Source organism: Arthrobacter sp. TmtSoilC51, from assembly GCF_055388015.1.
The window spans coordinates 717,775-740,049 of the sequence record NZ_AP035877.1; the positions used below are offsets into that span (position 1 = coordinate 717,775).

Here is a 22,275-nt window from a genome sequence, read left to right on the forward strand (position 1 = left end):
GTCTGATAAAATGAGGCATGACCTCCACCCGAGTTCCCGCACGGCAACGCCTCCTCGATGCAGCGGACAGGCTGTTTTACGCAGAGGGAGTCCATACTGTCGGGATCGACAGGGTCATCGAGGAAGCTGGCGTTGCCAAAGGCTCGCTCTTCTACAACTTTTCGGGCAAGGACGAGCTTGTAGCCGCATATCTTGCTGGCTGGGACCAGCGGCGGCGGGATCGGATTGCGCGGCACCAGCAGGGGCTGGATGACCCGGTCGACAAATTGCTGGCAATCTTTGATGCCTTGCAGGAAGCGGTCCTGGCCCCGGGCTACCGGGGTTGCGCGTTCGCTAATGCCAATGCCGAGGCCCTCCCGGGCAGCGTGGAAGCCACTGCGCTGCGCGCGTTCCGCGACTGGCTCGCCGACGTCATCCTGTCGCAGACCGAGGAAGCAGGCTTTCTGGACGCCGCCGATGTGGCCGACCGTCTCCGGTTGCTCTACGACGGAGCAGTCGCCAACTCACAGCTCGACAAGCACCCGGATGCGGTCCGGTTGGCCAGGGAGCTCGCACAAATGGTCCTGGAAACCTCACCCCGGGCCTGAGGGAAAAGGCTTTTGCTGTTTCTTGAGAATGCCCAGCCCCCCGAGGTCAGTGGCCGCTATTTCCGGGTGGATGCGTTTACCGCTGCGGTAATCCTGGCCGGGTCGAGGATTCTGTCCAGGGCGAGACGGGCGCTCCCGGTTATGCCGCCGGTTTTTTTGGCCTTCGTCGCTTCGATCTCGAGGCTGTCGGTGGCGAAGGGCTGGCACTCGGTGTAGATCGCTGACTGGACGCCGCTGATGAAAGATTCAGCCTCGCTAAGGGTCCCGCCGAGAACCACGCGTCGAGGATTGAAGAAGTTAACGATTGAGGACAGAACGACCCCTGTGCGGTTGCCCGCTTCACGCAACAGCTGGGTTGCGACGGGATGGCCATTGGCGGCCAAACGGATAAGGTCGGGGGTATCTGTCACGGCCTCGCCCGCTGAGTGCAGGACTTTGACGATCGCTGCCCCGCCGGCGACGGCATCCAAACATCCAGTTCGTCCGCAGGAGCACAGCGTCGCAGGCGCGTCCGGGACGCTGACATGGCTGATGTCTCCAGCCATGCCGCGGTAGCCGTGATGAATACGGCCACCGGCTATGACCCCGCCACCAATGCTGGAGCCAGCCTTAACGAAGATGAAATCGTCGGCGTCTTCTCCACGGATCAGATGCTCGCCCAGAGCCATGAGGTTGGCGTCGTTGTCCACGAAGACTGGCACGCCAAGAATTTCCCTGAGCAGGGCGCCTGCCTCTACGCCATTCCATCCAGGCATCCGGGCGGGAGAGACCATTTTTCCCCCAGGGAAACTGACCGGGCCCGGCAAGCCCATCCCAACGCCAAGCAACCTTAATCGCTCGGAGCTTGTCTCGACCAGGTTCCGGATCTGCCGTGCTACCTCATTGAGCACGGGGTCGGGGCCTTGGGTGATGTCCAACGCGGTATGGCGCTCGGAGATCAGCCGGCCTTGCAGATCGAACAGTCCAAACGAAGCGTGTTTGGCACCCAGGTCCACTCCGGCGACCATCCCGTACGAGGCGTTGATTCCCACCCCACGTGGTCGGCGCCCGATCTGGCTCTGTCCCGGGCCAGTTTCAACTACGTAGCCGAGCTGGATCAGCTCATTGACCCTGAGGGCCGCCGTGGTGGGTGCTTCCTGACGGTGAACTAACTTCCGCGGGTTCAATGACAGTGTCTGATGATGGAAACGACACATTTTCCTTCCAGTGGGATGACTCGAATTACCTATGCCGGTCACAGCAGCGACGACCTGTGACCGGCACGGTCACAGGTCGCTCGTTACTGCCAAACGACGGCGTTTTATGCCGTTTGGAGAACGCCCACGGTCAACAGCGCGTTCGCGAAGCGCCGGGAGTCGCCCGTCACGATGCACAAGGCAAGATTCTGTGACCTGGCGAGGTCATAGAATTCGTGTCGGTTAATGAACTCTGTTTCGGTGCCTTCGGGCATTAGGTCATCGATTTCTGTATGAACGAGGCATGGAGTTGCGTCTTCGGAGGGGATGATCCGCGTTAGTTTTTCGATTCGGATGGTGCCTAGGACGGCGCGTAGGACTTGGGGCACCGTTGGAAAGTCTGCCTGCAGGTTCAGGTAGACGGTTTCTGCGTTTGGTCCGACTGCAGTCGCGGCTGAATAGTGTCCGTCTGTGATGAGTACGGTACCACCGTGGCCGGCTGCCGCCAGGGCGGAGAGGATGCGAGGATGCGTCAGTTGCCCGGTGATCATGCGAAGTACTGGCCGCCGTTGATGTCGACAACTGTACCCGTGACGAAGCGTGCATGCTCGGACGCTAGCCACAACGCCGCACCCGCGACATCTTCGGGAACTCCGGGCCTTCCGAGGGGGATTGTCTCGACTGTGGCGGCTTTGGATTCTGCGGTGGTGAAGGTGTCATGGAAGGGTGTCGCTTCGATGAATCCAGGGGCAAGGGCATTGACGGTGATGCCAGATGATGCCAGTTCCTTTGAAAGCCCACGAGTGAAGCCAAAGATCGCAGCTTTGGCCGTGGCGTACGCTGTCGCCCCGGCGTGTCCGCCGTTACGGCCTGCCAACGAGGCGACATTGATGATGCGGCCGCCGCCGTTGATCAGTGGCAGGGCGAAGTGTGTCATCAGGAAGGTGCTGTCCAGGTTAACGGCCAGAACCTGCTTCCAGAGTCTGAAATCCATGTCGCCGATGGCAGAGCGCTGGATGAGCCCGCCGACATTGTTGACGAGAATGTCCAGCCGTCCTAGGTCGCGGCCAAGGGCCTCGATAGCCCTCTGGACTTCGGTTTCGATGGTCGCGTCCAACTGCAGGGAGGTCAACGGGTGCCCGGTGAGGCGTTCCACGTCATCGGCGAAATCCTGGTCGGGTTTGTGGTTGTTGTAGGTGATGGCGATTCTGGCCCCGGCCTTGGCGAGGGCCAGTGCGATGCCTTGACCGATGCCGGTGCCTCCGCCCGTTATTAGAGCGGTCTTTCCGCGCAGTGACTGTTCAAACATCATGAATTGTTCCTTTCAGGCGAGCCGGTTCTCCGGCCGCACGGCTAATTGGTTTTTGCGAGTTCGGCTGCGGCGACCGCGCTGGGAGCGGCAGTGCCTTCTGGTCGGTTCCGCGCGTAAAGGAATGTGGCGATGGCCGTGATGACCAGGCAGCCGGCCAGGAAGAGCAGCCCGGCAAGGTTGCTGTGCGTGGCGTCGTTGAGCAGCCCGACGGCGTAGGGGGCTACGAATCCTCCGACGTTCCCGATGGAGTTGACCAGTGCCAGGCCCGCAGCCGCGGCTGCGCCGCCCAATGCGGCTGATGGCATGGACAGGAGCGGTGCGGTTGCGGAGAAGACGCCCATCGCCGCGATCGTGAGGAATACCAGTGCGGCGACCGGATTGACCGGGAGAAGGAACGCGGCCCCGGTCAGCCCGAATGCTGCAATGAGCATGCTGATGCTGGCGTGGGCTGCGCGTTTGCCGGTCCGGTCCGAGCGGCGGCTCCAGTAGAAGACGAACAAGGCTGCAGCCGCGTAGGGAATGACGACGATGAAGCCCACTTGGGCTGGATCGAGCTTCCCCAGTCCGGCAACCACGGTTGGCAGCCATAGGCCAAAGCCGTAGATGCCGCAGACCATGCCGAAGTTCAGGAACGCGTACACAAGGGCCCGGCGGTCTTTCAGCCCGTCCAGGAAGCTGTGCGATCCGCTGCGCTGTTTCTCCGCCAGTTCGTTGGCCATGGTCATGCTCAACCAGTTGCGTTCGTCTGCTTTGAGCCAGCGGGCATCTTCCGGGCGGTCGGTCAGCAGCCGCGGCGCCATGAACCCCAGAATGATGGCGGGGATGCCTTCAATGATGTAAAGCCACTGCCATCCGTGGAGTCCCAGCATCCCGTCCAGATTCAGGAGCAACCCCGAGAGTGGGGCGCCGATGGCATTGGAGATGGGCTGGGCCAGGATGAATAGTCCGAGGACGGTGACCCGCTGAGCCGCGGGGAACCACAGGGTGAGGTAGAAGACGACAGCGGGAAAGAAGCCGGCTTCGGCGGCGCCGAGCAGGAAACGGATGACGTAAAACGTCGTCTCACTGTTGACCAGCGCCATGGCGGTGGCGCAGATGCCCCAGCTGATTAGGATCCGAGCGATCCACTTCCTCGCCCCGAACCTATACATGCCCCCATTACTGGGAACTTCGAACAGTGCATACCCAATAAAGAAAATACCGGCACCAAGACCATACGCGGATGCTGTCAGGCCGATGTCTTCGCTCATTGTCAGTTTCGCAAAACCGACGTTGTTCCGGTCCAAAAATGCGACGAAGTAGAGAAGGCAGATCACGGGGATGATCCTGCGCCGTACCTTTGCCAGGCTCCGGTCCCCAAGCTCCCCGAAGGTGAGCCGGGCCGAGCGCTGCCTAGCTGAAATCAATGTCTTCATCAAGACTCCTTTGGCTTAATTCAAAGCCGCAACGGATCATCACGCGATCCTACGACTAGTCCTATACGCCAATAGTGTGCATCATATGCACATGCTGTGCAAGGGGTGCACCAAATCAGCACGCTTGTTCTGGCCCATCGTGGCGATTCAGCTTGACCGCCGCTCGAACGGAATCGTACATTTGTACACATCGTGTGCACATGTTGCACCTAGGTTTGTGGAGGAGGCAGTGCGGGATTGTTTGGCCCACAAACCTGTCATCGCCCGCGGCATGGCGGCGAAAAGGGACAGCCCGGGCTGGCGGCACGGTTCAGGCGTTGGCCCGCTGTCTAAACTGGGAAGCCTGATCAGCTGATGAGCCGTAAACCCGACCGACCACCAAAACACAGGATCGAGCAGAAACCATGTCGCAGACGGTAGCCCGGGCAATCCAAATTCTGGAATATTGCAGTGAACACCCGCGGACGCTGAAGGATATTGCCGCAGACCTGGGGGTTCACAGGACAACGGCATCCAGGATCCTGCAGACCATGATCGAAGCGGGGTTTGTGCGAACCGACGAGCGCGGGTATTTCGGCGTCGGGTTCAGGCTCGCCGGCCTGGCACAGTCAGCCTTGGAACAGTTCGATCTCAGGTCAGTCGTTCACCCCCACATTGTCCGACTCAGTGAACACCTTGGCCACACCGTTCAGTTCGCCGTGCCGGAAGCCAACCGCATTGTCTATGTCGATAAAGTCGAACCCGAACAATCCATCAGCTTGAACACAAGAATCGGCGGATTCGTAGTCATACACACAGCCGGGGTCAGTAAGGCCATTCTCGCGTTCATTGATGGTGCCCGTCGTGAGTCCATCCTGGATAACGCCACCTTTGAACAACGGACGCCCAACTCCATCACTTCCAGATCCGAATTTGTGAAGCGTCTTGAAACGGTACGCGCTCGAGGATGGGCAGAGGACGACGGCGAGTTCGACATCGTCTCGAACTGCATAGCGGCACCGGTATGGGATCACGCAGATCGTGTAGCGGGCGCCATTTCAATTACAACGTTCCGGGAGAAGACCGGTCTGGAAGAGCTCCGCCGCAGCGTTCCTGACCTTCTGGCGACGACCATGTCCATTTCGCTCGAGCTCGGCTGGAAGCCTAAAGGCGAGTCCGCACCCTCATGGGCAAAGGCAACTGGCTGACCGAGCAGCACCAAAGACTGTTTTCATACATCTAGCGGGAAGCGCCGCCTCCTACACGCCCGATCGTGGCCTAAACCCCCACCGTCTTCAGGTAACTCCGGATGCCATCAACCACCAGTTGGTGGTCCTCGTCCGACGATAAGCCAGCCACCGTGACAGCCCCGATCACGCCTGCCCCACGGACCCGGATGGGGAACGAACCACCGGCCAGCGTGTAATCCTCCGGAGCGAGCCACCCGCCGCCCAGGGGGTTGCGTTCGGAGAATTGCTCAGTCAGCAGTGCCGTGCTGTGCTCGAACCGCAGCACGGAAGCGGACTTCCGGCGGATCCACTCCTCCTGGTCGGCTGTGGCGCCTGGCAGGACGCAGCGGAAGAGCACGAGGTTGTGCCGGCGGATATCAATGGCCACTCCAAACTCTGAAGCGATCGCGTGGTTGGCGATCAGTGAGCCGAGCCGCCAGGCGTCGTGGTGGTCAAAACTTGCGAACACCAGCTCTTCTTCCTGCTGGCGCAACTCCACAAGGCGGGCAGATTCAGTCATTTCTTTGCACCTTCTTCTGAAACAACAGCGTCGGCTTTGTAGCTCAGCCCGATCTGTCGGCGGATCTCGTCCATAGCTGCCATGATGGCCACGGTCTCACTCGGCGGCAGGATGCTTCCAGCAGTCTCACCGGCACGGATAAGGCGTTCCATCTCAGCTGCCTGGTATTGCATTCCCCGGCTGTTCACGGGTTGGTCGTACCGCTCAACAACGGTGCCATCAACTCCAAAGACAGTAAATGGAACTGGGTTGTACCAAGTGTGTTCGATGTCGATCCAGCCCTCTGTTCCGATAACCATGGCCCGGTTGGCGCTGGCTGCGTCGAGTTCACAATCCACAATCGCCTGTTGACCATTGGCGTACTCAAAGATGGCTGCGGTCTGCCGGTCAACACCTGTCGCCGTCATGGAGGCACTGGCGCGAATAGTTTCTGGCGTACCCAGGATGTCGAACGCAAAGGAGATCGGGTAGATGCCCAGGTCCAGCAGCGCCCCACCGCCAAGGGCCGGATCGTTCAGCCGGTGCGCAGGATCCTTTGGCAGGCTCTGGTTGTGGCTGGCCACCACTTTCCGGACCTCGCCGATGGCGCCTTCCTGGAGGAGTTCGCGGATGCGGATCATGTGGGGGAGGAATCGCGTCCACATGGCTTCCAAAGCCACCAGACCCTTGGATTCCGCCAGATCCACGATCTCCTGGGCTTCGCGGGTGTTCATGGTGAACGACTTCTCTACCAGCACATGCTTGCCTGCGTTCAGTGCCAGGAGCGCGTTCGCGTGGTGCATGGGGTGCGGGGTGGCGATGTAAATGACGTCCACTTCAGGATCCGCCACCAGGTCTTCGTAGCTTCCATGGGCGGTGTCCACGCCGTATTGCCCAGCAAACGCCTTGCTGGATTCCGGGCTCCGCGAGCCAACGGCCTGAACCGTGAAGCCGTTCTCGTTCAAGTCCTGCGTTTGCAGGCCTGCGATGAATCCAGTGCCAAGGATGCCCCAGCGGATCGGAGAGGGAGAGGTCACGTCGTTACTCCTTCGTTGAGTCTGCGGGTGGGTAGGCCACGAACGCAAAGCGCGTCGAGTCCGGCGACCAGCTGTTGACGTTGAGGGTACCTTGGCCGCCGAAGAGAGGCCATGTATGGAGGGGAGTGGTCCAGTCCTCGGTCGAAACAAGCACGACGGCGACCGGCAAGTCGGCGGGGTGGCCAACAGTGCCGCTGGGGAACCGGATGTACGTGGCGTAGCGGCCATCGGGGGAGAGGTGCGGGAACCAGTCGACGGTGCCGGATGCAAGGACTTGCTCGAAGCCAGTGCCATCCACACGGACACGGGCGATCTGGGCGTGACCGGCAACTGAACCGAAGGACTCCGTATTCAGGTAGAGCCACTTGCCATCCGGTGAGTATTCCGGGCCGTCGCAGTGGGCTGAACCGACATCAAAGCGGCCGAGATCAACGCTGGCGGCAGCACCGCCGTCGGACGCTATGGTCATGAGGCGACCTGGCTGCGAAAAGTCACCGGCCTCAATAGCTACGTAGGCAAGCTCCTTGCCGTCGGGGCTGACGCCGTGGAGGAAGTGGAAGGATCCATCGTCCTCGGTGATCCGCGTGGCGGGTCCGCCGTCCAGCAAAGCGCGGTAGATGTGACCGTCGTTGGCGGAGAGGAAGATGCCAGCGCCATCGGGGGCCAGGACGTGATCGTTATTGAGATCCGGGATGCCGCTGAGCGGGACCTCCGTGGGCTCACCGCCGGTCACGTCCAGCGTCCAGAGCTTCCCATCCCCGTTGAGGACAAGTGCGGCGCCGTTGAGGGTCCAGTTGGGTGCTTCGAACAGCAAGCCGTCCGAGCTGTAGAGCAGCTCAGCCTGACCGGTGACCGACGCGATCCACACCTCGCCGCGCTGGCCGGGTTGAAGGGTGCGGATCACGTCGGTTTTGTCCTAGTCCTTGCTGCTGAAGGCTGCGTCGAAGCTGGTTTGGGATGCGGGGAAGTCGAACTTCTTGAGGGCGGCGAGGGCTTCGGGGGCGCCGTGGAGGCGGTCCATGCCGGCGTCTTCCCATTCCACGGAGATGGGTCCGTTGTAGCCGATCGCGGTGAGGGCGCGGAAGGATGATTCCCAGGGCACGTCGCCGCGTCCGGCGGAGACGAAGTCCCAGCCGCGGCGCGGGTCGCCCCACGGCAGGTGGGAGCCCATGACGGTGTTCCGGCCGGTGGGGCGGAGCTTGGTGTCCTTGCAGTCCACGTGGTAGATCCGGTCCTTGAAGTCCCAGATGAAGGACACGGGATCGATGCCCTGCCACATGAAGTGGGAGGGGTCCCAGTTCAGGCCGAACGCTGGCCGGTGGCCGATCGCTTCGAGGGTCCGGACGGTGGTCCAGTAGTCGTAGGCGATCTCACTCGGGTGGACTTCGTGGGCGAAGCGGACACCGCATTCGTCGAAGACGTCCAGGATGGGGTTCCACCGGTCGGCGAAGTCCTGGTAGCCGGCGTCGATGACTTTTTCGGGGACGGGCGGGAACATGGCCACGTACTGCCAGATGGAGGAGCCGGTGAACCCGACCACAGTGTCCACACCCAGGGCGCGGGCGAGGCGGGCGGTGTGTTTCATTTCTTCGGCGGCGCGTTGGCGGACGCCTTCGGGCTCCCCGTCGCCCCACACGCGGGAGCCGACGATGGCTTCGTGGCGGAAGTCGATGGGGTCATCGCAGACGGCTTGGCCTTTGAGGTGGTTGGAGATGGCCCAGACCTTCAGGTTGTACTTTTCCAGGACGGCGAGTTTGGACTCGACGTAGCCGGGTTCGTCCCAGCGCCAGGCGTCCAGGTGGTCTCCGGAGACGGCGATTTCCAGGCCGTCGTAGCCCCAGCCCGAGGCAAGGCGCGCGACTTCCTCGAAAGGGAGGTCGGCCCACTGGCCGGTGAACAGGGTGTACGGGCGGGGCATGTCAGGCTCCTTCAGTCGTGTTCTGGGTGGTGGGTTTCGTGTGCAGTTGGATCAAAGAACTCTTGGCGGCCGCTGACTCTTCGACGGCGGCCAGGATGTGCTGGATCTGGAGCCCGTCTTCGAACGACGGCGAAGGCGGCTCACCTGCGATGATGGCGGTCAGGAAGTCGCGGATCTGGTGTGTGAAGGTGTGTTCCCAGCCGATGATGTGCCCTTGTGGCCACCACGCCTGCATGTAGGGATGTTCGGGTTCGTTCACGAGGATCCGGCGGAAGCCCTGCTCCCGCACGGGAAGAGTGGCGTCCAGGAAGCCGAGTTCGTTCAGGTTTTCGAGATCGAACAGGATGGTGCCTTTGTCCCCGTAGATTTCTAGCTTGAGGGAGTTCTTCTGGCCGGTTGCTACCCGGCTGACTTCCACCGAGGCGATTGCTCCGGAGGCGAGGGTCAGCGTGGCCCAGGCGGCGTCGTCGACCGTGACATCTTCCAGACCGCGTGCGGGACCTGCGCCGGGGCGGCGGTTCACGAAGGTGTGCAGGCGGCCGGAGACCTCGGTGACGGCGTCGCCGAGGAGGAACTGGACTTGGTCGATGACGTGGGAGGCGATGTCGCCCAGCGCGCCGGAACCGGCGGTTTCCTTCCGCAGACGCCAGGTCATGGGAGATTCGGCGTCGGCGAGCCAGTCCTGCAGGTACGCGGCCCGGACGTGCCGGACGGTGCCGAGCCGGCCCTCCGCGATCAGGTCGCGGGCCAGGGCAAGGGCGGGCACGCGGCGGTAGTTGAACCCGATCATGGACTGGACGCCCTTGGCCCGGGCAGCCGCGGCAGCCGCAGTCATGGCTTCGGCCTCGGCGATCGTGTTGGCGAGCGGCTTTTCGACGAGGACGTGCTTGCCGGCCTCGAGCGCGGCGATGGCGATCTCGGCGTGCATCCAGCCCGGCGCGCAGATGTCCACGATGTCGATGTCGTCGCGTTCGATCACGGAGCGCCAGTCCGTGGCAGTCTCGGCCCAGCCGTACTTCGCTGCGGCTTCCGCGACGGCACCGGCGTCCCGGCCCACGAGTACTTTCTGCTCGAAGGCCGGGACGTCAAAGAAGCTGCCCACGTTCCGCCACGCATTCGAATGGGCCTTCCCCATGAAGGCGTAGCCGATGGCGGCAACCCCCAACGGGGACTTATCCTGGCGCGAGGCCAGCGAGGATGCCGGGCGGTCGGACGGCCGGGACGAGTGGGTGGGGGTGGTCATGTTCTTGTTCTCTTTCTATCGCCTTGCGGCTGCTAGAGGGTTGCTGTTTCGGGGGACCAGTCCTCAGGGACGGCCGCCGAGGCAGGGGCGTTGCTGGTGACGTCCACGAATGAGCCCGATTCCACGGACTCCGCGATGGAGACCATGGTGTCGAGCACGTGGTAGGCCAGCTCGCCGGTTGCGCGATGCGGTTCGCCGGAGCGCAGTGCGCGGGCCATGTCCAGCACGCCGAGCCCGCGCCCGTTGGCTGGACCGGTTGCAGGGATGATCTCCGGTTCTTCAACGCCAGGACGCCAGAGCTTGAGGTCGCCGTCGAAGTAGTTCGGGTCCGGCAGCGAAAGCGTGGCCTCGGAGCCGGTGATCTCCACGAAGCCCATCCGCAGGCGCGGAGACTCGAAGCTGAACACGCTGTGCGAGGACTGGCCGCCCTCGAACTGCGCCATCGCGGACACATGCGTGGGGACCTCGACGGCGAACTCCTCGCCGGCCTTGGGACCGGAACCGATCACGCGGATCGCCTTGGCGGAGGATCCGACGGCGGCCACCTTGCGGACCGAGCCGAAGGTCTGGATCAGTGCGGTGAGGTAATACGGGCCCATGTCGAACAGGGGGCCGGCGCCGTGCTGGAACAGGAAGGCAGGGTTCGGGTGCCAGGACTCCGGGCCCGGGGTCTGGAACGTGGTCATGCCGGTCAGCGGCGTGCCGATATCACCGCGCTCGATGATCCGGCGGGCGGTCTGCAGGCCCGCACCGAGGAACGTGTCCGGGGCGGTGCCCAGGCGGATCCCGGCGGCGTCGGCCGCCTTGAGCAGACCAAGCCCGGATTCACGGTCCAGCGAGAAAGGCTTCTCGGTCCAGACATGCTTGCCCGCGTTGACGGCGGCCGTTGCGACCTCCACGTGCGCCGCCGGGATGGTCAGGTTCACGATGATTTCGACGTCGGGATGGTTCAGTGCCAGCTCGGGCGCACCGAACTCGGGGATGCCGTATTCCTTGGCCCGCGCCTCGGCGGCCTCGACGAAGAGGTCCGCGATCACCAGGACCTTCAAGTCCGGGAACACCGTCAGGTTGTCCAGGTACTGCTTGCTGATGTTGCCCGCACCGATGACGGCGACACCGACGGGACCCTTGCGGGTTGAGGGAGAGAAGCTCATGCCCCTGCCTCCTGGGAAACAGCGCCCTCGGCTGCCTGTGCGCTGGCCGCGGCGGTCAGGAATGCCAGGCTTTCGGTGATGCCTTCGAAGATGTCACCGGAGTAGTCGTCGAATTCAACGACGCCCACCTCAAGGGACTTGGCAGCAGCGATGACGTCCAGCACCGGGATGGTGCCCTGGCCGGCGGGCTGCTGGGCCTTGGTGTCAGTGTTGCCCGGGCCGTCCTTGATGTGGATGAGCTTCACGCGGTCACCCAAACGGGCCAGGAGTTCCACTGGATCCTGGCCGCCCACAGCAGCCCAGTACGTGTCTACCTCAAGGACGAGTTCCGGATCCAGCAGTCCCACGAAGTACTCCAGCGCGGTCTCGCCCTCGATGGTGGACTCCAGTTCCCACGCGTGGTTGTGGTAACCCACCCGGATACCGTACTCCGCACCCTTCTTGGCCGCAGCATTCAGAGCAGCTGCCGTGTCCTGGATGGTTTCCGCGTCCTGCCAGTGCTCGGCCGGAAGGAAGGGATCGATCACGGTGGTGATGCCCAGTTCCCTGGCTGCCGCGAAGATCTCGTCCTGGTCCTGGCTCAGAAGCGGCGCGTGCCCGGAAGGAGCGGACAGGCCGTTCTCCTTCAACGCAGCCCCGAGCTCCTTGGCGGTGGCCACGAAGTTGTACGGTTCAACCTGCGTAAAACCGATCTCGGCGACCTTTTTGATGGTTCCAGGCAGGTCCTCCTGGATGGCGTTCCGGAGGGTGTACAGCTGGAGTGAGTACGACATTTGGGTTCCTTTTCGGTGATCGCCCGGATAACGGTGTTGCTTGTACTAGCTGTTGGCTCTACTTAACACTGAACCTACTTAACTGCTCCTGACGAGAGTCCTGCCACCAGATGTTTCTGGACCAGGATGAACCCGATCAAAACGGGAAGGCTGACCACAACCGAAGCAGCCATGAGTTGGTTCCAGAAAACATCCGACTCACTGGCGTAGGCCTTGAGCCCCAAGGACAGTGTTTTTGTGGACTCGTTAGTCAGCACGGATGCGAACAAAACCTCGCCCCATGCGGAGATGAACGAATACACAGCCACCGCGATGATGCCTGGTTTGGCAACAGGGAGGATCACACGGAACAGTGCTCCCATCCTGCCGGTGCCATCAATCATCGAGGCCTCTTCCAGCTCCTTGGGAATCGAGGCGAAGTAACCGCTCAGCATCCAGATGGCGAACGGCAGGGTGAACGTCATGTACGTGATGATCAGCCCGAGGTAGGAGCCCTGCAGTTGCAAGCCGGTCATGTTCCGGATCTGCGTGAAGATCAGGTAGAGCGGCAGGAGGAACAGGATCCCAGGGAACATTTGCGTGGACAGGACAGTCAGGCTGAACGCGCGCTTTCCCTTGAACTGCAGCCGTGCGATGGCGTAGGCGGCCAGGACGGCGACGGTCACTGAGCAGGCTGTCGCGCAGACAGTGATGATGAGGCTGTTCTGGAAGTACTTGGCCAACGGAACCGTGGTCCAGATGTCCACATACGGTGAGGCGGTAATTTCGCGGGGTATCCACTGGAAGAGCCCGGACACATCCTTGAGGGGTTTCAGCGAGGTGGAGACCACCACGAACAGCGGAACCGCCACCCAGAGGGAAAGGATGGTCAGGACCACGTTCCGGAGGATCCTGAAGTTGCGTGTCTCAATCATTGTCGGCCCCCTTGGGCAGCACCATGCGGATGTAGAAGGCGGAGGCAATAAACAGGGCGATCAGCAGCAGCACGCTCATTGCGCCGCCCAGACCGAAGTTCCAACTGCCGAAGGAGTTTTGGTAGATCAGCGGGGAAATGAGGGTGGCTTCCTTGGGAGACGTGGCTCCGAACAGGACGAAGGGAACGTTGAACTGGTTGAAGGTCCAGAGCGACATCACCATGAGCAGCACCCCGTTGGCCGGGCGGACCATGGGCAACGTGATCCGGCGGAACTGCTGCCAAAGCGTGGCGCCATCAATGGCCGCCGCCTCATAGACGTCCGTCGGGACGTTCTGCAAGGCCGCCATCAACATGAGGAAGGCGAACGGCCACAGCTGCCAGACGTTGACTATCACCATGGCTCCGAAGGAATTCTCGCCCAGTAGCCAGAAGGGGCGTTCGTCTCCGAAGAGGTGAAGAGTATCCACAAGGATCTGGTTCACGGCACCGTCGCGCTGGTTGAACATGAATGCCCAGGCAATGGTTCCGACGTATGCAGGGAGTGCATACGGGACCAGGAAGAACGTACGCAGAAGTGCACGGCCCCTGAAGTTGGATGACAGGAAAACTGCGCCAGCCATGCCGAGCACCCAGGAGAAGCCGACCACCAGAATGGTGTAGCCCAGCGTGCGGCCAACCGTGCTGAAGAACGCCTGGCCGATGGTGCTTTCAGGGTTAAGCCCGTTGATAAAGTTCTGTAGCCCTACGAACGGTGCGTTGAGCCAGTTGGTGAGGTTGAGCTGCGTTAGGGAGATGAAGGCGATCCAGATGCCCAGGAGCATCGGCCCGATGTGGATCAGGAGTTCAAGGATCGCGGCCGGAAGGATCAAGCCATAGGGGAGGAATGAGCGACGCCGCTTACGTACCGGCGGCGTGGTCTCGGCCTTTGGCTGGCCGGGCTCAGGACTAACGGCAGCGGCGCTGCCGGCAGCGGCGGGTCCGCTGTCCAATGCTGAATGTGACATGGAAACTCCTTTGCCGGAGCGGGGGCACCTTTTAGGGGTGCCCCCACTCACCAGGCCTGTTTACTGGGCCGCAGCCATCTGGTTATTGGCGTCCTTGAGGGCTGCCCGGATGTCGTCCTCGGAAACGGTTCCGGTTGCTGCCTTGGCAAAGAGGTTCTTGATGGCCGTGCCGGTGAGGGTCTCCATCTGGCCCTCCTTGGCGATCAGCGGCATCGGCAGTGAATGGTTGGCCAGGGCGTCGTTCTTGGCCTTGACTTCCTCTGTCTGGAACGCGGCATCGCTCGACGCTGCAGTAACCACCGGCAGCGAGGAATAGGCCTTGTTGAGGGCAATCTGCTCTTCGTCGCTGGTCAGGAACGCGGCCAGCTTGATGGCGTTGGCCTTGTTGTCACTGTTCTTGAAGACGCTGAGGTTGATGCCGGCCACGTGGCTCTGAGTGCCACGCTCACCCGTGGCGTCCGCAGTCATCATGGGGATAGGAGCTACACCCCAGTCCTTGAAGTCGCGGGCTGCGAAGTTCTTGAGCGGGCTCTGGTCGAACATCATGGCCGCCTTGCCGTTGATGAGGTTGTCCACCTTCTGGCTGCCTTGGCTCAGTTCAGCGTCCGACGGCGACATCACCTTCTGCGTGGCCATCAGGTCCACGAATTGCTTGACACCCTCTACCTGGGGATCGCTGTCAAAGGTGGGCTTTCCGTCCTTATCGAACAAGGTGCCGCCGTTTTGGAGGCCGCGAACGAATGCCTGGTGCGAGTTGGCGGATACCGATGCTCCGGCTGCGGTGAAGCCCCACTGATCCGGCTTTCCATCACCGTTGGTGTCCTTGGTGAGCTTCTTGGCATCGGCTACGAATTCGTCCCAGGTTGTGGGTGCCTTTTCGATGCCGGCTTCCTTGAACAGCTTCGTGTTGTAGTACATGTTGTACGCAAGGCCATAGAGAGGTACTGACGTGGGGGTCTTGCCTTCTGCGCCGCCGGTGGACCAGCTGGTCTTCAGGAAGCGGTCCTTGCCTCCAACGGCCTCCAACAGCTCGCCTTCAACAGGTTCAAACGCGCCCGTTTCCTGGAGGGTCACTGCCCAGGTGTTACCAATGTTGAGGACATCGGGGCCGTCGCCACTGGTGACTGCGGTAAGAATGCGGTTGTAGAGGTCGGTCCAGCTGATGACTTCCAGCTGTACCTTCACTCCGGTCTTTTCGGTAAATCGGTCCAGCGTAGGCTTCAGCTTGGCTGCGGTGTCGTCCAGGCTGTTGCCTTGATCGGACGCCCAGTAGGTGATCGTGTCGCTGCTCGCTTGTGGGCTGTTGCTGCCGCCACCGCAGGCGCTGAGACTGAGTGCCAAGGCTGCCGTCGCGGCAACCGCCGATAGGACTTTCAGGGGATTCTTCATGATGTTCCGGTTTTCTCGTCGTCGAGCTGGTGCTGGTTGAAACTAGGCTGAAAGCGTTGCCGCGGTGGGATCCCAGTCCTCGGGAAGTGCAGGGACCTGCGCGGCGGAACTTTCCACATCCACGAAGGCGCGGTTGTCGATTGACTCCGCGATGGAGGCCATGGTGTCCAGGATGTGGAACGCCAGCTCGCCCTGTGCGCGGTGTGGGCGGCCCTCGCGGATGGCGCGGGCCATTTCCAGGACACCTGCACCCCGGCTCGCAGTGGACCCAACGGACGGGACAGTAGTCCAGTCGTCGGAGCCGAGCGCGCAGATCCGGATGTCGCCGTCGAAGTTGTTCGGATCCGGCAACGCGATGGTGGCCTCGGAGCCGGTGATCTCCACGAAACCTGCGCGCTTGAGTGGGGAATCGAAGCTGAAGATGCTCTGCGCGGATTCACCGTTCTCAAATTCCAAGATGGAGCTGACGTGGGTCGGGACTGTGACGTCGAATGTCTCGCCGGCCTTGGGGCCTGAGCCGATCACACGTGTTTCGCGGGACTTGGAGCCGAAAGCGCCCACCTTGCGGACGCTGCCGAAGGTCTGAACAAGCGTGGTCAGGTAGTAAGGGCCGATGTCGAACAGGGGACCGGCGCCGTCCTGGAAGAGGAAAGCGGGATTCGGGTGCCAGGATTCCGGTCCGGGCGACTGCATTAGAGTCAGTGCAGTCAGGGGAGTGCCGATGTCGCCGCGCTCGATCATGCGGCGGGCAGTCTGGAGGCCGGCGCCGAGGAACGTGTCCGGTGCGCAACCCAGCCTGACGCCGGCAGCGTCCGCCGCTTTGAGCAAGCCGAGGCCACTTTCGCGATCCAGGGAGAACGGCTTTTCGCTCCAGACATGCTTGCCTGCGTTGACAGCCTGCGTCGCAACTTCCACGTGGGCCGCGGGGATGGTCAGGTTGATGACAATCTCTACGTCGGGATTTCCGAGCACGGTGTCAACACCGCCGTGGTTGGGAATTCCGTATTCAGCGGCCCGGGCAGCTGCGGCTTCTTCGAACAAGTCGCCGATGGCGATTACGCGGACATCCGGGAAGCTGGTGAGGTTGTCCAGATACTGCTTGCTGATGACGCCGGCGCCGATGATTCCAATGCCGACCGGGCCTGATCCCACCTGCCCGAAGGCCGGTCCTGCTGCGTGGCTCATACTGATACCTTTCCGGCGCTCAGGTAGTTGTAGCTGTCCTGGACGGCCTCGAACATGTCGCCCTGGAAATCGTCCAGTTCGACGACCCCTGCCTCAAGTGAGCCTGCGGCGTTCAGTACGTCCCAGATAGGCATCTGACCGTCACCAACGGCGAGCTGACTCGACGGATCCGAGGTCACGGGTCCGTCCTTGATGTGGATGAACTTGACCCTGTCGCCCAGCCGGGTAAGCAGCTCTGCCGGATCCTGACCGCCCACCGCGGCCCAATACGTGTCGAGCTCCAGCACGACCTCAGGATCGAGGTGGTCGGCCAGGTGTTCGATCGCGGTTTTGCCGTCGATGACGGACTCAACTTCCCACCAGTGGTTGTGATAGCCAACGCGGACACCGTATTCGGAACCCTTGACGGCTGCAGCGTTGAGCTGTTCGGCGGTGTCCTTGATGTCCTCGATGGTGTTCCAGCGCTCAATCGGAACGTGCGGGTCGATGACGGTGCCGATACCCAGCTGCTGCGCGGCGGCAAAGATTGCGTCCTGGTCATCGCTGAGCAACGGAGCGTGGCCGGACGGAGCGGTGAGGTTGTTCTCCGTCAATGCCCGTTTAAGTTCATCGGCCTTGGCAACGAACCGGTATGGCTCAACCATCGTGAAGCCGATGTCAGCCAAGCGCTGGATGGTTCCAGCCAGATCCTCTTCAAGGGCCTTTCGGACCGTGTAGAGCTGGATCGAATATGACACTGTCTCTCCTCGTCGTTGTGGGTGGACGCAGATTGATGCTGTTGATTTCCGGCATCGAGGGGGTTGATGTGCTGCTCCTCACAACCTAGGGGGACTTTTGCCGAGCGTCAAGCAAAAGTTGGAATATTGCCGACAAACTTCTGATGCATGACACGCATAAGCAATCGTGCTTCACTAATGGCATGACCTCAGAATCCGGACACCAAGGCGGGAAAGACGCCTCCGCACAGGACGCCGGTAACCTTTCGCGTGCCGGGGACCTCTTCCAGCTCCTGCGTGACGGCCAGGCCCGGACCCGCGCCGAGCTCGCGCTGACTACCGGGCTGGCCCGCTCCACCGTCGCCTCGCGCATCGATGCCCTCATCAGTTCCGGACTCGTTGGCCCCGCCGGTGAAGCCACCTCCAGCGGCGGCAGGCCGCCGTCGCGCTTTGCTTTCAACCCCGCCGCGCGCGTGGTGCTGGCCGTCGACGTCGGAGCGACCCACGTGATTGTTGCCGTCACCGATCTTGGCGGCAGCATCCTCGCCGAACGGCGCCTTTCGCAGGAAGTCGCGGACGGTCCAGAGGTGGTGCTGGGCAAGGTCATCAGCGCGGGCCGTGACTTGCTCGCCGAAGCGGGACGGGAACTGGGCGACCTCGCAGGAATGGGCATCGGACTCCCGGGCCCCGTGGAACACGCCACCGGACGCCCGGTCAAGCCGCCGATCATGCCCGGTTGGGACGGATTCGACGTCGTCCCGTACGTCCAGCGCTCACTGCCCGTACCAGTGCTGGTGGACAACGACGTCAACATCATGGCGCTCGGTGAACGGACCGCCTACTGGCCTGACCACGACAACTTCCTCTTCATCAAGGTGGCCACCGGCATCGGCGCAGGCATCATCAGCAGCGGCGAACTGCAGCGCGGCGCCAACGGCACGGCCGGCGACCTCGGCCACGTCCGTGTTCCGCGCGGCGACGACGTCCTCTGCCGTTGTGGCAACCACGGCTGCCTGGAGGCGCTTGCCTCAGGGCCCGCCGTCGCACGCCAACTGCAGGCGCAAGGGCTCCAAGCGACCACCGGAGCGGACGTGCTGCGGCTGGTGGCGGAGGGAAACCTGCAAGCGATCCAAGCTCTGCGGCAAGCGGGGCGGGATGTTGGAGACGTCCTGGCAACCGTAGTCAACCTGCTTAACCCGTCCATGATCATCATCGGAGGCAGTGTGGGCGAGGCAGGCGAACACCTGGTGGCCGGCATTCGCGAAGTGGTTTACCGGCGCTCGCTGCCCTTGGCCACCACGCACCTGCGCATCGGTATTTCCATGGCCGGTGATCGCGCCGCCATCCTGGGCGCCAGCCAAATGGTGACGCAGTACGTACTCTCGCCGGCAGTGATTGAAGCCACGCTCCAAGCAGCGGGATAGACGCCTTTTGTGCCCGGACGGCCGGTGACGGCGTGATAGCAATAAAGGTGATGAAAACGTTTCCCGCCACCCACCAGGGCACACCATGAGCCAGTTCCTCGCCAAAGTTCCTCGCGGCTGGCTGATCCTCGCCTGCATCGGCCTCATCGCCCTGAACATGCGCGGACCCTTTGTGGCCGTTGCACCCGTGGTGGATTCGCTGCAACAGGATCTGGGTTTCTCCCCCGTGGAACTCGGGCTGCTGACCGGCATTCCTGTGCTCTGCTTCTCGCTTGCCTCGCCGCTGGCATCCATGGCTGGCCGCAGGTTGGGTGCCGAATTCGCGGTGATGCTCACACTTTTGGGCGTCCTTGCGGGCGTCGTGATCCGCTCCAGCGGTGGCGGTGTTCCTGTCATGATGGGCACGGTGCTCATCGGCATAGCCATCACCATCGGCAATATCGCCGTGCCACTCATCATTCGCCGAGACTTTGCGCCGCGGCGGCAGGCAACGGCAATGGGTGTCTACACGGCGGCGCTGAATATCGGCTCGTTCCTGACCTCGGTGGCCACCGCGCCACTTGCCGATCTTGTTGGTTGGCGGCTTTCCCTCGCGGCGAGTGCGCTGCTGGCCTTGGCCGCTATCCTGTTCTGGGTGCCGACTGTTGGCGCGCGGCGGGCATTTGTGCCGGCCGCGGTTCCGGCGGCTTCTCCTTCCGGACCGGGGAAGGTTGCCGGGGTGGGATGGCTGACTGCCGGCCTGACGCTCGGATTCGCAGGCCAGGCGTTCTCCTACTACGGCGTCACGGCGTGGCTGCCGAGCTTCCTGTCCGATGAGCTTGCCATGGGCACCGCCGAGGCCGGCGCGGGATCCTCCCTGTTCCAGATTTTCGCGATTGTTGGCGGCCTCGGTGTGCCGCTGCTGGCCAGATTCGCCAGTACGACGACGGTCGCGGTCACCTTGGGTGCGCTGTGGCTGACCGTTCCCGTAGGCCTGCTGCTGGCGCCTTCCTGGTGGTGGATGTGGTCCTCGCTGGGCGGAATCGCTCAGGGCGGGGGCATCACGGTCATCTTCATCGCCATCATCAAGTTCGCCCGCGACCAAGCTTCGGCAGGGAAGATGTCCGCCGTGGTCCAGGGCGTTGGGTACTGCTTTGCCGCGTTGGCCCCCACGATCGTCGGCTATGTGCATGGTGTTTCAGAGGGCTGGACAGTGCCGCTGTTGGTGATTCTTGGCTCGGTCACGGCGTTCTGCGTGTGCACGACGCTCTCCGTGCGCTGGGTGGCCCGGCAGCGCTAGGTGAGTGCCGGCGTCGTGCTTACCCAACTGGGTCGCATTTAAGCGCGTTTTGAGCCGTCTAAACGCGCTTAACTGCGACCCAGTTGGGTACGGAGAAGCCCCGTTGCTGGGCTGCCTCCCCGACCATCGGGGTCACTTGTTGCGAAGAGTGTAGGCAGCCCAGCGTCGGGGCTTAGTTTTCCTGGGGCGGCGCCCCTGGCTAGGCGGCGACGAGTTCTTCTTCCGTGGCCTCTTCACGGGCCTCGGTGAGGAAGCGGGCGTACGCGGGGATGGTCAGGAAGGTGGGGAACTCTTCGGTGAGGGTGACCTCTTCGAAGATGCTCTTGGCATCGGCGAAGCGGTCTCCGTCGAAGCGTTCCAGGCGGGCGAATTCCTCGTCCAGCATGTCTTCCACCCATTCGCGGGTGATGATGTCGCCGTGTTCGGTGATGGCGTGGGAGTGGATCCACTGCCAGAGCTGGGAGCGGGAGATCTCGGCGGTGGCGGCGTCTTCCATGAGGTTGTGGATGGCGACGGCACCGTTGCCGCGCAGCCAGGACTCGATGTAGCGGATGCCTACCTCGATGTTCAGGCGCACGCCGGCCTCGGTGATGGTTCCCTCGGTGCTGGCGATGTCGATCAGCGCGCGGTCATCCGGGGTGACGTCCTCGCGGGAGCGGTCCAGCTGGTTGGGACGGTCGCCCAGAACCTCGTCAAAGACGGAGCGGCACACCGGCACCAGGTCCGGGTGGGCAACCCAGGAACCGTCGAAGCCGTCGTTGGCTTCGCGGGTCTTGTCAGCACGGACCTTCTCAAACGAGGCCGTGTTGGCGGCCTCGTCCTTGCGGTTCGGAACAGCTGCAGCCATGCCACCGATCGCCATGGCACCGCGGCGGTGGCAGGCCCGGACCAGCTGCTCGGTGTAAGCGCGCATGAACGGCTGGGTCATGGTCACCTGGCCGCGGTCCGGGAGCACGAAGCGCGGTCCACGGGTGCGGAAGTTCTTGATCAGGGAGAAGATGTAGTCCCAGCGGCCGGCGTTCAGGCCTGAGGCGTGGTCCCGCAGTTCGTACAGGATCTCTTCCATCTCGAATGCAGCCGTGATGGTTTCGATCAGCACGGTGGCGCGGATGGTGCCCTGCGGGATGCCGAGCAGGTCCTGGGCCAGGACGAAGATGTCGTTCCACAGGCGGGCTTCGAGGTGGTTCTCGATCTTCGGCAGGTAGAAGTACGGTCCCTTGCCCTGGGCCAGCAGGCGGCGGGCGTTGTGGAAGAAGAACAGGCCGAAGTCCACGATGCCGCCGGCGATCGGCTTGCCGTCGATCAGCATGTGCTTCTCCGGCAGGTGCCAGCCCCGGGGGCGGACCACGATGGTGGGCAGGTCGTCGGCAGCCTTGAGCTTGTACTCCTTGCCCTCCGGGGACGTGAAATCAATGCGGCGCTCCAGTGCGTCGGTCAGGTTCAGCTGGCCCTGGATCACGTTGCGCCACGTGGGCGTGGAGGAGTCTTCCATGTCAGCCAGCCAGACCTTCGCGCCGGAGTTCAAGGCGTTGATGGTCATCTTCTTATCCACCGGGCCCGTGATCTCCACGCGGCGGTCCTCCAAACCCGGGGCGGGGGGAGCGACGCGCCACGACGGGTCATTCCGGATGGCCTCGGTCTGCGGCAGGAAGCGCGGATCCTGGCCGGAAGAAATCTGCCCACGACGGGCATGCCGTGCCTGCATCAGCTCCTGACGACGATCAGCCGTAGCCCGGTGCAACTTGCCGATGAATTCCAGAGCGTCCGGAGTCAAAACCTCGTTCTGCCGGCAAATGGGCTGAGCGGTCAAAGTGATGCCATTGATAGTGAAGTTGTCAGTGAAGCTGTTCATTTCAAAAACTCCTAAGAAAAAGTTCGACGGCGGCGCCTCGGTGAGGTGGACACAAGGCCGAAGGTGGGGTGATGCGGCAGCCTGCGTAAAAGGGGCCCTGCGTCCCGGTCCGTCCTCGCTCAGCGAGGTCGAAACCGGGACGTGGGGAATAGCAGGCAGAGCATTGCCGTTCCGCAGGCCGGAGGCGAC

At 62.6% G+C, this 22,275-nt stretch carries 21 protein-coding genes; 4 read left to right on the forward strand and 17 right to left on the reverse strand.

Going from position 1 to position 22,275, the window contains the following annotated elements:
* Positions 1-17 precede the first annotated feature (17 nt).
* The gene (locus tag ACZ5G6_RS03480) at positions 18-587 is read left to right on the forward strand and encodes a TetR/AcrR family transcriptional regulator (protein WP_498689418.1); all 570 of its coding nucleotides are present in this window, start codon (positions 18-20) and stop codon (positions 585-587) included.
* A gap of 56 nt (positions 588-643) precedes the next feature.
* Here ACZ5G6_RS03480 and ACZ5G6_RS03485 read toward each other — a convergent pair whose 3' ends face one another.
* From ACZ5G6_RS03485 to ACZ5G6_RS03500, 4 genes are all read right to left on the reverse strand, one after another.
* Positions 644-1,753, reverse strand: coding sequence for an ROK family protein (locus ACZ5G6_RS03485; RefSeq protein WP_498689420.1), 1,110 nt, complete (start codon positions 1,751-1,753; stop codon positions 644-646).
* Positions 1,754-1,887: 134 nt separating this feature from the next.
* Entirely contained in the window at positions 1,888-2,313 is a 426-nt protein-coding gene (locus ACZ5G6_RS03490) for an RbsD/FucU domain-containing protein (protein ID WP_498689422.1), read from the reverse strand.
* Complete coding sequence (locus ACZ5G6_RS03495; RefSeq protein ID WP_223935762.1) at positions 2,310-3,074, reverse strand: SDR family NAD(P)-dependent oxidoreductase; 765 nt, start codon at positions 3,072-3,074, stop codon at positions 2,310-2,312. The genes ACZ5G6_RS03490 and ACZ5G6_RS03495 overlap by 4 nt, the downstream gene beginning before the upstream one ends.
* A 41-nt stretch (positions 3,075-3,115) precedes the next feature.
* Complete coding sequence (locus tag ACZ5G6_RS03500) at positions 3,116-4,489, reverse strand: MFS transporter (RefSeq protein ID WP_223935763.1); 1,374 nt, start codon at positions 4,487-4,489, stop codon at positions 3,116-3,118.
* A gap of 404 nt (positions 4,490-4,893) precedes the next feature.
* Between ACZ5G6_RS03500 and ACZ5G6_RS03505 the strand changes: the two genes are divergently transcribed.
* On the forward strand, positions 4,894-5,676 hold the full coding sequence (locus ACZ5G6_RS03505) for an IclR family transcriptional regulator (RefSeq protein ID WP_223935764.1): 783 nt from the start codon (positions 4,894-4,896) through the stop codon (positions 5,674-5,676).
* Between the two features lie 70 nt (positions 5,677-5,746).
* Here the strand turns inward: ACZ5G6_RS03505 and ACZ5G6_RS03510 are convergent, their stop codons facing one another.
* From ACZ5G6_RS03510 to ACZ5G6_RS03565, 12 genes are all read right to left on the reverse strand, one after another.
* Positions 5,747-6,217: a heme-degrading domain-containing protein gene (locus ACZ5G6_RS03510; protein WP_498689427.1), complete on the reverse strand. Its 471-nt coding sequence runs from the start codon at positions 6,215-6,217 to the stop codon at positions 5,747-5,749.
* Complete coding sequence (locus ACZ5G6_RS03515; RefSeq protein ID WP_223935766.1) at positions 6,214-7,233, reverse strand: Gfo/Idh/MocA family protein; 1,020 nt, start codon at positions 7,231-7,233, stop codon at positions 6,214-6,216. Before ACZ5G6_RS03515 ends, ACZ5G6_RS03510 begins: the two co-directional genes overlap by 4 nt.
* 4 nt (positions 7,234-7,237) lie before the next feature.
* A complete protein-coding gene (locus ACZ5G6_RS03520; RefSeq protein ID WP_498689429.1) occupies positions 7,238-8,137 on the reverse strand; it encodes a TolB family protein in 900 nt (299 codons plus the stop codon).
* A 12-nt stretch (positions 8,138-8,149) separates the two neighbouring features.
* The gene (locus tag ACZ5G6_RS03525; RefSeq protein ID WP_498689431.1) at positions 8,150-9,151 is read right to left on the reverse strand and encodes a sugar phosphate isomerase/epimerase family protein; all 1,002 of its coding nucleotides are present in this window, start codon (positions 9,149-9,151) and stop codon (positions 8,150-8,152) included.
* 1 nt (position 9,152) lies between these two features.
* A complete protein-coding gene (locus tag ACZ5G6_RS03530) occupies positions 9,153-10,394 on the reverse strand; it encodes a Gfo/Idh/MocA family protein (RefSeq protein ID WP_498689432.1) in 1,242 nt (413 codons plus the stop codon).
* A gap of 32 nt (positions 10,395-10,426) precedes the next feature.
* Complete coding sequence (locus ACZ5G6_RS03535; protein WP_498689433.1) at positions 10,427-11,548, reverse strand: Gfo/Idh/MocA family protein; 1,122 nt, start codon at positions 11,546-11,548, stop codon at positions 10,427-10,429.
* Positions 11,545-12,321 (reverse strand): sugar phosphate isomerase/epimerase family protein, encoded by a 777-nt coding sequence (locus ACZ5G6_RS03540; RefSeq protein WP_498689434.1) that lies wholly within the window; start codon positions 12,319-12,321, stop codon positions 11,545-11,547. Before ACZ5G6_RS03540 ends, ACZ5G6_RS03535 begins: the two co-directional genes overlap by 4 nt.
* A gap of 74 nt (positions 12,322-12,395) precedes the next feature.
* Positions 12,396-13,235: a carbohydrate ABC transporter permease gene (locus ACZ5G6_RS03545; RefSeq protein ID WP_223935772.1), complete on the reverse strand. Its 840-nt coding sequence runs from the start codon at positions 13,233-13,235 to the stop codon at positions 12,396-12,398.
* Positions 13,228-14,241 carry a carbohydrate ABC transporter permease gene (locus tag ACZ5G6_RS03550; protein WP_498689436.1) on the reverse strand — a complete coding sequence of 338 codons (1,014 nt, stop codon included), beginning with the start codon at positions 14,239-14,241 and terminating at the stop codon, positions 13,228-13,230. The genes ACZ5G6_RS03545 and ACZ5G6_RS03550 overlap by 8 nt, the downstream gene beginning before the upstream one ends.
* A 60-nt stretch (positions 14,242-14,301) precedes the next feature.
* A complete protein-coding gene (locus ACZ5G6_RS03555) occupies positions 14,302-15,630 on the reverse strand; it encodes an ABC transporter substrate-binding protein (RefSeq protein WP_223935774.1) in 1,329 nt (442 codons plus the stop codon).
* Positions 15,631-15,672: 42 nt separating this feature from the next.
* Positions 15,673-16,815, reverse strand: a complete 1,143-nt coding sequence (locus ACZ5G6_RS03560; protein ID WP_498689439.1) for a Gfo/Idh/MocA family protein — start codon at positions 16,813-16,815, stop codon at positions 15,673-15,675.
* A complete protein-coding gene (locus ACZ5G6_RS03565) occupies positions 16,812-17,552 on the reverse strand; it encodes a sugar phosphate isomerase/epimerase family protein (protein ID WP_223935776.1) in 741 nt (246 codons plus the stop codon). Before ACZ5G6_RS03565 ends, ACZ5G6_RS03560 begins: the two co-directional genes overlap by 4 nt.
* A gap of 182 nt (positions 17,553-17,734) precedes the next feature.
* On the opposite strand from ACZ5G6_RS03565, the gene ACZ5G6_RS03570 reads away from it, so the two are divergent.
* Positions 17,735-18,955, forward strand: a complete 1,221-nt coding sequence (locus ACZ5G6_RS03570; protein WP_498689442.1) for an ROK family transcriptional regulator — start codon at positions 17,735-17,737, stop codon at positions 18,953-18,955.
* Between the two features lie 85 nt (positions 18,956-19,040).
* On the forward strand, positions 19,041-20,234 hold the full coding sequence (locus ACZ5G6_RS03575) for an MFS transporter (protein WP_498689444.1): 1,194 nt from the start codon (positions 19,041-19,043) through the stop codon (positions 20,232-20,234).
* A 199-nt stretch (positions 20,235-20,433) separates the two neighbouring features.
* On the opposite strand, the gene aceB is transcribed toward ACZ5G6_RS03575, so the two are convergent.
* A complete protein-coding gene (aceB, locus tag ACZ5G6_RS03580; RefSeq protein ID WP_498689447.1) occupies positions 20,434-22,086 on the reverse strand; it encodes a malate synthase A in 1,653 nt (550 codons plus the stop codon).
* Positions 22,087-22,275 lie beyond the last annotated feature (189 nt).

Coding starts and splice junctions, on each gene's coding strand:
- ACZ5G6_RS03560 (WP_498689439.1), bottom strand. CDS start 16,815: ATGAGCCACGCAGCAGGACCGGCCTTCGGGCAGGTGGGATCAGGCCCG.
- ACZ5G6_RS03530 (WP_498689432.1), bottom strand. CDS start 10,394: ATGACCACCCCCACCCACTCGTCCCGGCCGTCCGACCGCCCGGCATCC.
- ACZ5G6_RS03490 (WP_498689422.1), bottom strand. CDS start 2,313: ATGATCACCGGGCAACTGACGCATCCTCGCATCCTCTCCGCCCTGGCG.
- ACZ5G6_RS03495 (WP_223935762.1), bottom strand. CDS start 3,074: ATGATGTTTGAACAGTCACTGCGCGGAAAGACCGCTCTAATAACGGGC.
- ACZ5G6_RS03525 (WP_498689431.1), bottom strand. CDS start 9,151: ATGCCCCGCCCGTACACCCTGTTCACCGGCCAGTGGGCCGACCTCCCT.
- ACZ5G6_RS03575 (WP_498689444.1), top strand. CDS start 19,041: ATGAGCCAGTTCCTCGCCAAAGTTCCTCGCGGCTGGCTGATCCTCGCC.
- ACZ5G6_RS03480 (WP_498689418.1), top strand. CDS start 18: ATGACCTCCACCCGAGTTCCCGCACGGCAACGCCTCCTCGATGCAGCG.
- ACZ5G6_RS03535 (WP_498689433.1), bottom strand. CDS start 11,548: ATGAGCTTCTCTCCCTCAACCCGCAAGGGTCCCGTCGGTGTCGCCGTC.
- ACZ5G6_RS03570 (WP_498689442.1), top strand. CDS start 17,735: ATGACCTCAGAATCCGGACACCAAGGCGGGAAAGACGCCTCCGCACAG.
- ACZ5G6_RS03510 (WP_498689427.1), bottom strand. CDS start 6,217: ATGACTGAATCTGCCCGCCTTGTGGAGTTGCGCCAGCAGGAAGAAGAG.
- ACZ5G6_RS03545 (WP_223935772.1), bottom strand. CDS start 13,235: ATGATTGAGACACGCAACTTCAGGATCCTCCGGAACGTGGTCCTGACC.
- ACZ5G6_RS03555 (WP_223935774.1), bottom strand. CDS start 15,630: ATGAAGAATCCCCTGAAAGTCCTATCGGCGGTTGCCGCGACGGCAGCC.
- ACZ5G6_RS03500 (WP_223935763.1), bottom strand. CDS start 4,489: ATGAAGACATTGATTTCAGCTAGGCAGCGCTCGGCCCGGCTCACCTTC.
- aceB (WP_498689447.1), bottom strand. CDS start 22,086: ATGAACAGCTTCACTGACAACTTCACTATCAATGGCATCACTTTGACC.
- ACZ5G6_RS03550 (WP_498689436.1), bottom strand. CDS start 14,241: ATGTCACATTCAGCATTGGACAGCGGACCCGCCGCTGCCGGCAGCGCC.
- ACZ5G6_RS03540 (WP_498689434.1), bottom strand. CDS start 12,321: ATGTCGTACTCACTCCAGCTGTACACCCTCCGGAACGCCATCCAGGAG.
- ACZ5G6_RS03505 (WP_223935764.1), top strand. CDS start 4,894: ATGTCGCAGACGGTAGCCCGGGCAATCCAAATTCTGGAATATTGCAGT.